Below are 13,491 nucleotides of genomic sequence, written 5' to 3'. Positions count from 1 at the left end.
CTAGTGGTTTCTCTTTTAACCTTCTGAGTAAGTTAATACTTTCGCAAAATGGACTGTAACCTTCTGCCCTGGCTGCAAGGACTTTACGGCTTCACGTGGTTGGAAGCCGCGAATCGTGCCGTGGTCGCCAAGTTCGACAGATACTTCCGCATAATGACCCAACACCATAATCTGCTTCAGGATTCCTGGAATTCCTTGTCCTTCTGCATCATTCAGAATGACGTCCTCCGGACGAATTGCAATGCTTACAGGCCCTGAATGTGCTTGTGCATTTGGAAAACTCAGCCCGCCTATCCTTATTCGATCGTCTGCCACCCCCTTCACGAAGTTCATTTTTCCTATAAATTGCGCGACAAACAGCGTCTCGGGATGATCGTAAATGTCCTGCGGCGAAGCGATTTGTTCGATGTTTCCTTTGTTCATGACGACGATGCGATCGGAAATCGAGAGCGCCTCCTCTTGGTCATGGGTAACGAAAACCATCGTAAGACCGGAGTCGGCCTGAATTTCCCGCAGTTCTTCCCGCATCTCATGCCGCAGCTTCGCGTCCAGCGCGGAGAAGGGCTCGTCGAGCAGCAATACGGCCGGCTTCAATAGCAAGGATCTTGCGACGGCAACACGCTGCTGCTGTCCGCCGGAGAGCTGTCCGGGATACTTCTTCTCCATGCCGGGCAGCCGAACGAGCTCAAGGACCTCGGAGATGGCTTGTTTGATGGCAGGCTTGGACATCTTTCTAATTTTCAAGCCGAATGCGAGGTTATCGTAGACCGTCATATGCGGCCATAGATTATAGCTTTGGAATACCATCGACGTCGGCCGCTTCTCGGGCGGCGAGCCGAGCACGCTCTTGCCTTCAATCAGGATGTCGCCGGCGTCCGGATCGAGAAACCCTCCAATGCTGCGCAGCACGGTCGTCTTGCCGCAGCCGGACGGACCTAATAAAGTAATGAGCTCGCCTTTGCGAATATCGAGCGAGATATCGGAGACGCCGTCTCCGGTCTTGTACCGTTTCTTCAACTGCCGAATCGATAATTGAATGCTCATGATGTCCTCCTTTATTTGACCTGGAAGCCGCTCGCCATGACGTCCGCACTGACGAACCGCTGCGCGGCAAGCAGCAGAATGACGGTAGGTGCCGTCAGAATGATCGAGAATACAGCGCCTGCATAAGCCGGATAATCGCTAATGATGGAGTACATGACGATCGGCATCGTTTTGTAATTCGGAATACCGACGAGGAACGTGCCTTGCGCTTCATCCAGCGAGTTCAGAAAGGTAAAGATCGAAGCGACCAAGATGCCGGGCATCGCCATCGGGAGCGTGATGCGGCGGAAGACGAGAAACGGTCCTGCGCCTACGTCACGAGCGGATTCTTCTTGAGCAGCATGAATGTTGCGGAAGGAAGCCGTCGGAATCCAGGTCATGTACATGAGCACGTTAATCATATGGATCAGCACGACGCCAGCCAGCGTATTCATTAGCCCGAGCTTGTAGAAGAGCACGGCAATCGATACATAAAGCCCCATCTTCGGAAAAGCATGCGTCAGCAGGAATGAGAACAAGAAGAAGCGGCTTAGCGGAAACCGTATCCTGGCAAACGCATAAGCAGCAGGAATGCAGAGCACGATTGACAAGCCTGTAACAATTGCAGCAATCAGGAAGGACAGCCCCATTGAATTCGCGATGTCCTCCTGCTGGAAGACGAACGTCCACCATTTCAGCGACCACTCATGGGGGAGAACGTCAGGATAGTTCCATCTACCGGTAAAGGCGAGAATAAGCAGATTCAATAATGGCCCCAGAAAGAATATGACGAACAAAGCAAGAACGATGAAGGCGATAATTCGTTTAGCCCCTACGGCTCTAAAATACCAGCGCATGAAAGTTACAGCTCTCCTTTCGTAAGAGGATCATTTACTTGAAGTGGACTTCCGAAGAACCAGCTTCGGTTCGAATTCAATAGCCTGCTGCATGACGGGCTCCTGCCGGATAAGCTTATCGAGCACGATCATCGCTTTTTTCCCCATCTCTTCTTTCTCGACTGCGACGGTCGTTAGAGAGGGGAAATACATCGAAGCGTGATCAACGTCGTCGAATCCCATGACCGATACTTCATCCGGAACGCGCACGGAATGCTCGATGAGAAACTTCATCGCGCCGAGCGCAAGGGTGTCGTTGGTGGCGAAGACGGCGGTATATTGTCCAGCGGCGAATAGCGGCCAGTTGTCTTGCATCATCCGGTAGCCTTCATCAAACGTGGAGGAATCCGCATAGGTAATCGATTGTGAATCAGGATGCAAGCCCTCTGCTTCCCTCTGTTCGCTGAAGCCTTTCAATCTCAAATAGTGGCTGCGATGCGTCTGGGGACCGGCAATCGTGAAGATGCGCCGGTGTCCTAAGCCGCACAGATAAGAAGCAGCCTGCCGTCCTCCGGCTTCATCTTGATTGACCACATGGATCACGCCTTCCACATCCGTTGAACCGTTCACCATGAGGTAAGGCACATTGAAGTGCTTGATATAGTCGATCACATTCTGATGAAACCGGCTGATGAGAATGAGTCCATCCACACGCTTCTCCAGCATGAAATCCGCGGCCCGCACCGACAGATCGTAATCGGTCGTGACGATGATCGAGTAATTGAGGCTGGCGGCCGTCTTGATGATGGCATCGAGTATCTTCCCGTAAAAAGGATGAGAGACGATCGGATAATCCCTCCGGTAGATGATGACCCCGATGTTGTTCGTCCGCTGCGAGACCATTGCTCTGGCCACCGCATTGGGCTTGTACTGCAACTCTTCAATAATTTGAAGCACTTTGCCGCGCACTTCCGGACTCGTATAACCGTTCCCCGATATCACTCTCGATACGGTGGACTTGGAAACACCGGCCATCTGTGCGATCTGTTTAATCGTATAGTCCAATCCTGCTGCCCCTTCCCGCGTTGATGTGGGACCGTTCCCACATGAATAAAATAACGTGCTACTGTTTGCCCGTTGTTAACTACAAAATAAGATCATGTAAACGACGAAAGGCCGCCGCTGGTTCCATTAGGAACAGCGACAGCCTTCATTACGGTTCGCATTCTAGTCGTTACATAAAAGAATTGACAAACAATCCGCCGAGCGGAAGTTGTAAGTAGGAGCTCGAAGAAGCGCGGTAAAGCGTAAATGACTGAAAGCCGCTTGCCTTCGTGCTGATCAGCGATTCCGTCGGCAGCTCCGATAGCTCGTCAAGCGTCTGCTGCAGCTTTGCCGCAAGCCCGTGACGTCCGTTAATGATCCGGCTGACCTCGTCCGGTCCCGCCTCCATAGCCGTGCTCAGCTTCTCGTCATCGACCTGCCACTTGCCATCCTTCGTCTGCGAGATGCCGATCGACTCAAGCTCCGGGCTTCGCAGCACGTCATTCACACGCTGTTTCAGCATCGGATTCAAGCAGCTTGATTCGTTGTACGTGTCTTGCAGCGTGTTTACTTCATTAAGTACAGCGTGCAGTTGACCGCTCAGTGCCTCGTTATTATTTCGCACCTTGATCGTAAAATCAGCAGGCGCGGCCATTTCGTCCAGCGAGATTCGCACTTTGCCTTGCTGAAGCGCAATATCATTCGAATCGTCAGATTCATAGGCTTTGCCGTCTACGAGAACATTCATGTTCGAGGCTTTTACAGCAGCCCGATCTGCGCCGCTCGAAGAAATGATGCTGCCTCGCATATCTTGAAGCGAGAAAGCATGCTCCGTTCCTATCCCTCCTGCATCCACGACAAGCTTAACCGTACCGTTCGTTTGATTTTCCTGCACGGATGCGGTAACGCCGCCTAGCCTAGCGCTGTTGATGCTGTCACGCAGCCGGCCGAGCGCCGTCGCATTCGTATCTCCGGGTCTGATAACCGTAGACAGTGATCGAGTCTGCCCGCCAGCCTTTAGCGTGAATAGGTGCACGTCAGGGTTAATAACGGATGGTGCGTTCTTGGTCAGCTCGTAGCCTTGATTGCGCTGCGACCTCGCTAGCGAAGCGACTTGGACGTTGTAATCCGTACGAGCTGCACCAGCAGCAGCATCGCCCTGGGTAGGAGCACTGCCTGTCCCTTCAACATTCACCGTCCGCTGCTCGAATGCCGATTTGCTCTTCATTCGAATATCGGACAAAGCTGCGCTTACTTTGCTGCTCTGCGCAAGCCAAGCTGCCGAGCTGTCCGCGGCGGCCTGTAGTACGGCGCGCGCCTGCCTAGGGAGCGTAAAGCTGCCCACGCTGTTTCGTGCGGGAATCGATGCTGCCGCCTGTTTCCTCACATTTTGTGATAACAGTGACATATAGCCTTGGCCCGAGCGGGGATATAGCGCGTACCGCTCGACGGGCTGAATCGGCTCCCATGACGGACGAACCGTTCCATATATCGCAGGCATAGAGTAAGGGAGAACCACAGCAATCCCCTCCGATCGCAATGTTCATTCACTCTATATTTTAAATAAAATTTACCAGTCTGTCGATTGTTCCTCTCGCTGACAGCGTGCAATGAAAAAGCCCTCAACCCGCGCCGCGAAGCCTTAAGCGGAAGGTTATGGGCTTTGGATGCCGAATTATATGAGCAGGAACAGAAATGCGAGGGACGCCAGATCGAACGCAATCGCATCGCCAAAGAATGGATTGAATCCGCCCCCATAGTAAGGATCGCCATTGTAGTACGGATCGTAAGGATAGTAAGCTTGCGTCTGCGCGGCTTCCTTGGACTGAGACTTATGTGCCTTGCCCTCTACCGCCGCTTTGCCCGGCTTGCCGCCTTTTTTCTTCTTCACCTTCGTGTTCGTTACTTTGCCTAGCTGACCTACCGTTGTATGGCCCACAGTTTGCTGCTTCGTGCCTGCTTCCGATTCATTAAGCATGATGCGGCCGCCGTGACATCGGCTAAGAATACCGACATGGCGCGTGCCTTCGTTCGTGACGACACAGACAGGCATACCGCAGAACTGTTTAATCGTCTCTTCATTAAGTGGATATATAGGTTGCAACTTCGATGACACCTCCCCTTTGGGTTCCTGTGACAGTGTATTCACCTACAGGTAGCTGCGTATGGATGTTTACCTACAGCGCGTAAGGATATAAGTTTCTATGGAGGGAGCGGGTTTGCAGATGCAATCTTATCGACGCCGTCAATCGCGAGGCGGCATGCTCGCCGTCGTCATTTTCCTGCTGATCCTCGTTGGCTTCACCGTATGGCATAACCGAAACATACCGGCATCGAGCGGTACAACCCTTGCGCTCTCGCATGATTTCGAACAAGTGTGGCAATGGAGCAGTGATTCGTATGCAGGCGGAGCGGAAGGGGCACACTGGTCATTCCGATGGGACGGCGGGGGAAAGGCGGAGGGGATCGAGCAGCTTGCCGCTTCACTTGGATTCGCGCTGCCATCCAGCTTGGATGGTGACGCGCCTGTTGATATTACGGCGACCAATGATGCGGATCGGCTGAAGCTATGGGTCCGTTCGAAGCCGGCTGGCCAGCTGGACGGCGATTCCTCTAATTCTCCATACGAGCTTGTGCTGCTGCTGGATACGGTGCGAGGTACAGGCAATAAGGAGATTTCAGAGGAGGTTGAGAAGGTAGAGCACGCGGCGATTGATGCTGGTTTGCTCGTGCAGGGCGGCTTTACAGTAAGGGGTGAGATGGTGCAGGCAGATGCGCCTGATCGACTTGCCGCGATAGCTAAAGCGAAGGAAATCGAAGCGTACGATGACAGCCATACGTCCAGCTTGACGTATTACAGCGAGTCGCTTAAAAGCGGCGTGCAGAGCGGAGCGGAGAAGGTGAATTTGCAAATTGCGAACGCGCTGACGACTGGCACAACGGCTCGGGAACTCATCATTGGCGTGCCACTAATCACGGGCGATTATACGGAGCAACAATAAGGAATAATGCCTTTGTTGGGGCGATTTTTTATCGGTGGATGAATAGCATCTACTGGCTCAATATGCTAAACTAACATAAATTGAAGAATACCAGTACTTGTATGAAAATACATAACAGAGAATGAGGGAAAAGACCGAAGTGAGCAAACATGACACGATTGCCGCAGAGGGTGCGGTTTATTATTTGTTCGGAGCTACAGGCGACTTAGCGCGGAGGAAGCTGTTTCCTGCGCTTTTCAGCTTATATAAGGAAGGCAAGCTGGCGGAAAATTTCGCTGTCGTCGGGCTTGCGCGCAGACCGCGGACGAATGAACAATTCCGCGCTGACGTGCATGAATCGATCGGCGAGTTTTGCCGTTACAAAGCTGACGACGCTGCGCTGTGGGAACGTTTCGCGGAGCATTTTGTCTACATGTCGCTCGACATTAACAATGTCGACGGCTTCCGTGAGCTGGCTGCGCTTAGCAAAGGGCTTGACGAGAAATTCAATATTCCGGGCAACCGTCTGTTCTACTTGGCGCTTGCGCCGAATCTGTTCGGGCCTGTCTCGTTCAACCTGCGCGACGGGGGACTTCTGGAGTCGCCGGGCTGGAATCGCCTTGTGATCGAGAAGCCGTTCGGCTACGATCTGGAATCCGCTCGCGAGCTGAATCAGCAGCTGAGCCAAGTATTCGAGGAGTCGGAAATTTACCGGATTGACCATTACCTTGGTAAGGAAATGGTGCAGAACATTCAAGTGCTGCGGTTCTCGAATGCATTTTTTGAACCGCTGTGGAACAATAAACATATTGCCAATGTCCAGATCTCGCTGTCGGAAACGGTCGGCGTCGAAGAGCGCGGCGGCTATTACGATAAGTCGGGCGCTCTGCGCGACATGGTGCAGAACCATATGATGCAGATGCTGGCGATGATCGCGATGGAGCCGCCTAGCCGACTTCATGCAGAAGATCTCCGCGACGAGAAGGTCAAAGCGCTTCGTTCGCTTCGTCCTTTCGATTCGGCTGCCGAGGTGAACCAGCACGTTATTCGCGGTCAATACAGCGAAGGCGCAAACAACGACAAACCGCTTAGCGGCTACCGTCAAGAGGATTCGGTTAATCCGGAATCGACGACGGAGACGTATTTTGCCGCGCGCGTGTACCTGGATAACTTCCGCTGGGCGGGCGTACCGTTCTACATCCGTACAGGCAAACGCCTGCCGGTGAAGACGACCGAGGTTGTCATCGAGTTCAAGAACGTGCCGGACAACATGCTGTTCGCGCAGCGTCACGATCTGGCGCCGAACCTGCTCGTTATTCGAGTGAACCCGATGGAAGGCATCTATATCAAAATCAATGCGAAGAAGCCCGGCGTCGACAACGTCGTTCAGCCGGTATCGATGGAATTCTGCCAAAGCTGCATGATCGGCATCAATACGCCAGAAGCTTACGAGCGCCTCATCTATGACGCGGCTCGCGGCGAATCGACGTACTTCACCCGTTGGGACGAAGTGGCGGAGGCGTGGTCGTTCGTTGACCGCATCGCATCGGCATGGCGCGAAGACAGCTCTACGCTGCAACTCTATCCTGCAGGCTCGTGGGGTCCGGCAAGCGTCGATGCGCTGCTCGCAGCAGACGGTTTCCACTGGTGGCCGGTGAACGGCCAGGCTGAAGACAATGTCATCTGGATTTCGGGCGGACCGAAGTGACCTTAGACAGGCGGAGATGCGATGTTTAAAATTTACGATATCTCGATGACGATTGAGCCGTCGATGCAAGTGTTTAACAACACCGGATCGAAGGTTCCGAAGATCACGAACGTTTCCAATCACGACAACGGCCAAGCGGTGTATGAATCGCGCCTCGATATGGATGTGCACAACGGGACGCACGTGGATGCGCCGCTGCATATGCTGAAGGATGGCGAAACGATCGAGACGATTGGCCTCGAGCAGCTGGTCGGCTATGCGCGCGTTGTTGACTTGACGCACTGCGAACAGTTCATCACGCGTGCGGACCTGGAGCCGCTGGCGCTTCAGAAGAATGAATGGGTCCTGTTCAAGACACGCAACTCGTTCACCGAACAATTTGATTTCGATTTCGTCTTCCTGCGGGAAGACGGCGCACGCTACTTGGTCGAGCACGGTATCCGAGGTTTGGGTACGGATGCACTCGGCATCGAGCGCGCGCAGCCGGAATTTCCGACACACCGCACGCTGATGCGCAATAATGTCATTATTGTGGAAGGGCTGCGCCTGAAGGAAGTACCTGCCGGCACTTATTTTATGGCGATCGCGCCGCTTAAATTGAAAGGTCTTGATGCGGCACCTGCCCGCGCTTTCTTAATTGGCGGCATGTAAAGGACGAAGGGAATAACGATGAGCAAACTTACGATAGCGGATGAAATAAAGCAAGAAGTCGAGAGACGGCGCACGTTCGCCATTATCTCTCACCCGGATGCGGGTAAAACAACATTGACAGAGAAGCTGCTCCTGTTCGGGGGCGCGATCCGCGAAGCGGGTTCCGTTAAGGCGCGTAAGGCGAGCCGCCACGCGACATCGGACTGGATGGAGATCGAGAAGCAGCGGGGTATCTCCGTTACGTCCTCGGTTATGCAGTTCGACTACAGCGGTCACCGCGTCAACATTCTGGATACCCCTGGTCACCAGGACTTCTCCGAAGATACGTACCGTACGCTCACTGCAGCGGACAGCGCGGTGATGCTGATCGACGTCGCGAAAGGCGTCGAGGCACAGACAATCAAGCTGTTCCAGGTGTGCAGCAAGCGCGGCATTCCGATCTTCACGTTCGTCAATAAGCTCGACCGCGAAGGGAAGAGCCCGTTCGAGCTGATGGAAGAGCTGGAGCGCGTGCTTGGCATTCGCGCCGTTCCGATGAACTGGCCGATCGGCATGGGCCGCGAGCTGTGCGGCGTTTACGACCGGATGAAGAATCAAGTTGAGCTGTTCCAAGGCAACGACCACTCGACGATTGAGGTACAGAAGGTAGCGGACTACAACGATCCGCATATCCGCGAAATGGCGGGCGACTACCTGACGGATCAGCTGATTCAAGATCTCGAGCTGCTTGACGTTGCGGGCGATCAGTTCGACTACGATAAAGTGCGCGCAGGCGAGCTTACGCCGCTGTTCTTCGGCAGTGCGGTGAACAACTTTGGCGTACAGACGTTCCTGGAGAACTTCCTGCAGCTGGCACCGTCGCCAACGCCAAGACAGAGCACGTCCGGCGAAGTCGATCCGATGAGCGAGAAGTTCTCGGGCTACGTATTCAAGATTCAGGCGAACATGAACCCGGCGCACCGTGACCGCATCGCATTCCTGCGTATTTGCTCCGGACGCTTCGAGCGCGGCATGAGCGTACGCCACGTGCGCAACGGCAAAGACATCAAGCTGTCGCAGCCGCAGCAGTTCCTCGCACAGGATCGCGATATCGTCGAGAATGCGTATCCGGGCGATATTATCGGCTTGTTCGATCCGGGCATCTTCCGGATCGGCGATTCGTTGTCGCAGGGCAGCGAAATCGTGTTCGACGAGCTGCCGACGTTCTCGCCGGAGATCTTCGCCAAAGTAACGGTGAAGAACGCCTTGAAGCATAAGCAATACCAGAAAGGCATCGACCAGCTGACCGAGGAAGGCACGATCCAAGTGTTCCACTCGACAGGCGGTTTCGAAGAGACGATTCTCGGCGTTGTCGGCCAGCTGCAATTCGAAGTATTCGAGCACCGTATGCGTGCCGAGTACGGCGTAGAAATTCAGCTGCACCGGATGACGTTCCAGTTCGCCCGCTGGATTGTGGATGACAAGATCGATCCTTCCAAGTACCGGATCAACTCCACGCTTGTGAAGGATAAGAAAGATAATTACGTTGCGCTATTCGAGAACGAATACGCGATGCGTACGGCAATGGATAAGAACCCTACTTCCAAGTTTTTGGAGATGGCACCTTAATTATCGCTGCTGTGCGGATGAACGGAACAAACAGCCGGTTAAGGATGCGTCCTTGACCGGCTTTTTTTAAATAGCCATGTTGCCATGTTAACCCAAATTGTACATACAGGGAGAATAACGATGGAAAACAATAAATTACTAAGAATGGACAATATCGGCATCGTTGTAGAATCCCTTGAGAGCGCAATCGCATTCTTCGAGGAGATTGGCTTGAAGCTCGAAGGGCGAGCTACGGTCGAAGGCGAATGGGCTGGCCGCGTAACCGGGCTGGGTTCACAATGTGTAGAGATCGCGATGATGATTACCCCGGATGGCCACAGCCGGCTTGAACTTTCGCGATTTCTCAACCCGCCTGTTATATCCGATCACCGGACGGCTCCTGTGAATGCCCTCGGTTATCTACGCGTCATGTTCACCGTTGAGAACATTGACGAATTGGTTACCAGGCTGACCAAGAAGCATGGTGCCCAACTCGTTGGGGAAGTGGTTCGGTATGAAGACTCGTACAAGCTTTGCTACATTCGTGGTGGCGAAGGACTTCTGATCGGGTTGGCGGAACAACTCGGTCATAAATAAATGTTTGAACTGATTAGAGCGGAGGAGAACGTTACAGATGTCGGTATCGCGCATTCTAAAATGGGTTTCTGGCGGGATTGAGGTTTTTCTGGGCATCCCGATCATTGGAGGACTATTCGTTATTTCCATGGCATGGACGCCGCTGTTCTTTATGCTGGTGCTCCATATCGTCACGCTTGTCTTCTGCTCGATCGAGAAGAAACCGAAGCACGGCAGCATCCTCGGCATTATTACTTCGGTTGTCGCCTGGATTCCTGTTGTCGGCATGATTATGCATATCATTACGGCGATTCTGCTGATGGTAAGCGCCGCGAAGGACAGGGACGTAATCTCTCCGCCTCCTCGCCCGCCTCACCCTCCGCATCCCAACAGTTTCTGATTTCTAGAAAGATAGAGACGCGCCACGCGCCATGAGCTGGCGCGTTTTTCTATGCTCAAACCAGCGGCTGGCATATCGAGTGCTATGTGGGAGAAATCCACTTATTTTACTCGAATCATGCGGTTTTTCAAGGCTATGTTGGATTTTTCCAATACATTTCGGCTGGAAGGGTAGTAACGGGGAATTTCGAGCGACAATGAGTGGATATATCAAATATAGAGAGCGATTTCGGCTTATTTAGCCGTCGTGTAATGGATAAATCCACTGAAGACAACACACCAACTCGAGCCTGTACGTCGCAATGTTGCATATTGACAGGCGCTTTTGTGCATGAGAAAATGTACGCGTGTACATTTCCAGTAACACGGAGGGGAGGAAGGGCTTATTCGTAGAAAAGTTGCGGAGCTTGCGGGCGTATCGGAAGCGACGGTATCGCGTGTATTAAGCGGTGCCGATAACGTGAAGGAAGAAACAGCAAGACGAGTGATCGAAGCGGCGAACAAGCTGGGGTATGTTCCGAATGCGCTGGCACAGCGGTTCGCGCTGCGAAAGAGCGGCAACCTTGGCGTCATCCTGCCTATGCTGCCTAAAGTGAATCTCTTCTCTACGTACTACTTCTCCGAAGTGTTAAGCGGCATTGGGATGACGGCTAAACAGCGGGGCTATGATCTGCTGCTCTTGTTCCGCGAACCCCATGAGCCGAGGGATTACGCCAGCTTGTTTCGAACGCAGAAGATTGACGGATGCATCATCTTAGGTGCGCAGGACATTCCTTCCGAACGGGCGGCGCTGCAGGAATTAAGAGACGGCGAGTATCCGTTCTGCCTGGTCAACCAGCGTTTCGAAGGCGAAGCATTCTGCACCGTAGACGCCGATCAGCGAATGGGGAGCTATCACGCAGGCAAACATCTTGTGAAACAAGGCTACCGGCGGATTGGTTTCTTGAACGGTCCGGCGGAGTATTCGAACAGCTTAGATCGACTGAAAGGCTATCAGCAGGCGCTGAAGGAAGCAGGGCTGCCGTATAATCCGGAGCATGTGCTCGTCGGCAACTATAGCCGGAAGAGCGGATACGGACTTGCGGAAGCGGTTGCAAAGCTGGTGGAGAGCGGCGAAGTGGATGCGGTTATTGCCGCGAATGATCGAATGGCCATTGGGCTCATGCAAGGCCTGAAGGAGCTTGGCATTCGGATTGGCGAGCATCTAGCGCTTGTCGGCTGCGACGACTCCGATGTGTCGCGGATGACAGAACCGCCGCTGACTTCGATCCGCGTGCCGTTCTACGAGGTCGGCTGCGAAGCGGCTTCACGGCTGCTCGATGCAATGACGGAGAACGAACCGCCTGCTCCTTTTGAAATCAAGCTGCCTGTAAAACTGATTGAACGTGCTTCATCCCAAGTATCTCTGGCAACTCGCGACTAATGTTCTGACTAATGGTCCAAGGTAAAACAAATTCGCTTGAGAGGTGGAAATGAGAAGATGAGCAAAATTCGTGTCGGTATGATTGGTTATAAATTTATGGGGAAAGCCCACAGCAACGCTTATCGTGCTCTTCCGATGTTCTTCCCGAAGGTTACTCGCCCGGAGATGGCGGTTATTTGCGGACGTGACGCAGTCGGCCTTGAGCAGGCTCGCGCACAGTTCGGCTGGGAGGAAGCGGAGACAGATTGGCGGAAGCTGGTTTCCCGTGACGATATTGATTTGGTTGACATTAACGCGCCAAGCGACGCGCATAAAGAGATTGCCATTGCTGCCGCTGAAGCGGGCAAGCATATCTTCTGCGAGAAGCCGCTTGCGCTGAACCTCGCAGATTCGATCGAGATGCTGAATGCGGCCGAGAAAGGCGGCGTGAAGCATATGGTCGGCTTCAACTACCGTTTCGCGCCTGCGGTTCAGCTGGCGAAGAAGCTCGTTACTGAAGGCCGCCTTGGCGAGATCTATCACTTCCGCGGATTCTTCCTGCAGGACTGGATCGTCGATCCTTCGTTCCCGCTCGTATGGCGTTTGCAGAAGGAAGTTGCCGGTTCCGGCGCGCACGGCGACCTCGGCGCACACGTTATTGATATGGCTCGTTTCCTCGTTGGCGATTTCAAAGAGGTTATCGGCATGAGCGAAACGTTCATCAAGGAGCGTCCGCTGCAAGCTGCGTCGAGCGAGCTTACAACTGGACTTAGCAAGAAGGGCGACATAGACGCACCGCGCGGCCAAGTTACCGTTGACGATGCAACGCTGTTCCTAGCTCGTTTCGCTAATGGCGCGCTTGGCAGCATCGAAGCGACTCGCTTCGCGCCAGGCCACCGCTGCACCAACTCGTTCGAGATTAACGGCAGCAAGGGCAGTATCAAGTTTGATTTTGAGCGCGTGAATGAGCTTGAAGTGTACTTCACGGACGATGCGGATGACGTACAAGGCTTCCGCCGCGTTATCGCGACAGACGCTGCACATGCTTACAGCGACGCTTGGTGGCCAGCTGGTCATACGATTGGCTACGAGCACACGTTTACGCATGAGATTCATGAGTTCATGACTGCGATTGCAGAAGATCGCCAGCCGGTGCCGAACTTCGTGGACGGCGTGGAGTGCCAAGCCGTATTGGAAGCCGTCGATAAGTCGATTGAAGAACGCCGCTGGGTTTCGATCTCGGAGCTGCGCTAACCTAATTTGATTAGAAGGATGGTAACGTGA

13 protein-coding genes are annotated in these 13,491 nt (G+C 53.5%); 8 read left to right on the top strand and 5 right to left on the bottom strand.

What is annotated here, in order from left to right:
- Positions 1-15: 15 nt before the first annotated feature.
- From A8990_RS10335 to A8990_RS10315, 5 genes are all read right to left on the bottom strand, one after another.
- Positions 16-1,044: an ABC transporter ATP-binding protein gene (locus A8990_RS10335; protein ID WP_116188943.1), complete on the bottom strand. Its 1,029-nt coding sequence runs from the start codon at positions 1,042-1,044 to the stop codon at positions 16-18.
- Positions 1,045-1,055: 11 nt separating this feature from the next.
- Positions 1,056-1,880, bottom strand: coding sequence for an ABC transporter permease (locus A8990_RS10330; RefSeq protein ID WP_116188942.1), 825 nt, complete (start codon positions 1,878-1,880; stop codon positions 1,056-1,058).
- Between the two features lie 30 nt (positions 1,881-1,910).
- The gene (locus A8990_RS10325) at positions 1,911-2,924 is read right to left on the bottom strand and encodes a LacI family DNA-binding transcriptional regulator (protein ID WP_116188941.1); all 1,014 of its coding nucleotides are present in this window, start codon (positions 2,922-2,924) and stop codon (positions 1,911-1,913) included.
- A gap of 169 nt (positions 2,925-3,093) precedes the next feature.
- The gene (gene fliD, locus A8990_RS10320; protein WP_147306794.1) at positions 3,094-4,422 is read right to left on the bottom strand and encodes a flagellar filament capping protein FliD; all 1,329 of its coding nucleotides are present in this window, start codon (positions 4,420-4,422) and stop codon (positions 3,094-3,096) included.
- A gap of 156 nt (positions 4,423-4,578) precedes the next feature.
- The gene (locus A8990_RS10315) at positions 4,579-5,007 is read right to left on the bottom strand and encodes a hypothetical protein (protein ID WP_116188939.1); all 429 of its coding nucleotides are present in this window, start codon (positions 5,005-5,007) and stop codon (positions 4,579-4,581) included.
- Between the two features lie 121 nt (positions 5,008-5,128).
- Between A8990_RS10315 and A8990_RS10310 the strand changes: the two genes are divergently transcribed.
- The 8 genes from A8990_RS10310 (at position 5,129) to A8990_RS10275 (ending at position 13,461) form a co-directional block, all read left to right on the top strand.
- Positions 5,129-5,905, top strand: coding sequence for a YwmB family TATA-box binding protein (locus A8990_RS10310; protein ID WP_181909501.1), 777 nt, complete (start codon positions 5,129-5,131; stop codon positions 5,903-5,905).
- 139 nt (positions 5,906-6,044) lie between these two features.
- A complete protein-coding gene (gene zwf, locus A8990_RS10305) occupies positions 6,045-7,592 on the top strand; it encodes a glucose-6-phosphate dehydrogenase (RefSeq protein ID WP_245995940.1) in 1,548 nt (515 codons plus the stop codon).
- 21 nt (positions 7,593-7,613) lie between these two features.
- The gene (locus tag A8990_RS10300) at positions 7,614-8,243 is read left to right on the top strand and encodes a cyclase family protein (RefSeq protein WP_116188936.1); all 630 of its coding nucleotides are present in this window, start codon (positions 7,614-7,616) and stop codon (positions 8,241-8,243) included.
- Positions 8,244-8,261: 18 nt separating this feature from the next.
- Positions 8,262-9,851, top strand: a complete 1,590-nt coding sequence (locus A8990_RS10295; RefSeq protein WP_116188935.1) for a peptide chain release factor 3 — start codon at positions 8,262-8,264, stop codon at positions 9,849-9,851.
- A 120-nt stretch (positions 9,852-9,971) separates the two neighbouring features.
- Positions 9,972-10,427 (top strand): VOC family protein, encoded by a 456-nt coding sequence (locus A8990_RS10290; RefSeq protein ID WP_116188934.1) that lies wholly within the window; start codon positions 9,972-9,974, stop codon positions 10,425-10,427.
- A gap of 37 nt (positions 10,428-10,464) precedes the next feature.
- Positions 10,465-10,806, top strand: coding sequence for a hypothetical protein (locus A8990_RS10285; protein ID WP_116188933.1), 342 nt, complete (start codon positions 10,465-10,467; stop codon positions 10,804-10,806).
- Between the two features lie 384 nt (positions 10,807-11,190).
- Complete coding sequence (locus tag A8990_RS10280; RefSeq protein WP_116188932.1) at positions 11,191-12,228, top strand: LacI family DNA-binding transcriptional regulator; 1,038 nt, start codon at positions 11,191-11,193, stop codon at positions 12,226-12,228.
- 57 nt (positions 12,229-12,285) lie between these two features.
- The gene (locus A8990_RS10275; RefSeq protein WP_116188931.1) at positions 12,286-13,461 is read left to right on the top strand and encodes a Gfo/Idh/MocA family protein; all 1,176 of its coding nucleotides are present in this window, start codon (positions 12,286-12,288) and stop codon (positions 13,459-13,461) included.
- The last annotated feature ends 30 nt before the right edge of the window (positions 13,462-13,491 follow it).

It is taken from the genome of Paenibacillus taihuensis (assembly GCF_003386535.1).
In the GTDB taxonomy this organism is placed as follows: Bacteria; Bacillota; Bacilli; order Paenibacillales; family Paenibacillaceae; genus Paenibacillus_Z; species Paenibacillus_Z taihuensis.
Note: the sequence above shows the minus strand (reverse complement) of the source record. Positions and strands in the feature narration are given on the sequence as shown.

What these genes read in the sequence shown, in the direction of transcription:
- A8990_RS10335 (WP_116188943.1), bottom strand. Translation starts at nt 1,044, where the DNA reads ATGAGCATTCAATTATCGATTCGGCAGTTGAAGAAACGGTACAAGACC.
- A8990_RS10330 (WP_116188942.1), bottom strand. Translation starts at nt 1,880, where the DNA reads ATGCGCTGGTATTTTAGAGCCGTAGGGGCTAAACGAATTATCGCCTTC.
- A8990_RS10310 (WP_181909501.1), top strand. Translation starts at nt 5,129, where the DNA reads ATGCAATCTTATCGACGCCGTCAATCGCGAGGCGGCATGCTCGCCGTC.
- A8990_RS10300 (WP_116188936.1), top strand. Translation starts at nt 7,614, where the DNA reads ATGTTTAAAATTTACGATATCTCGATGACGATTGAGCCGTCGATGCAA.
- A8990_RS10295 (WP_116188935.1), top strand. Translation starts at nt 8,262, where the DNA reads ATGAGCAAACTTACGATAGCGGATGAAATAAAGCAAGAAGTCGAGAGA.
- A8990_RS10290 (WP_116188934.1), top strand. Translation starts at nt 9,972, where the DNA reads ATGGAAAACAATAAATTACTAAGAATGGACAATATCGGCATCGTTGTA.
- A8990_RS10285 (WP_116188933.1), top strand. Translation starts at nt 10,465, where the DNA reads ATGTCGGTATCGCGCATTCTAAAATGGGTTTCTGGCGGGATTGAGGTT.
- A8990_RS10275 (WP_116188931.1), top strand. Translation starts at nt 12,286, where the DNA reads ATGAGCAAAATTCGTGTCGGTATGATTGGTTATAAATTTATGGGGAAA.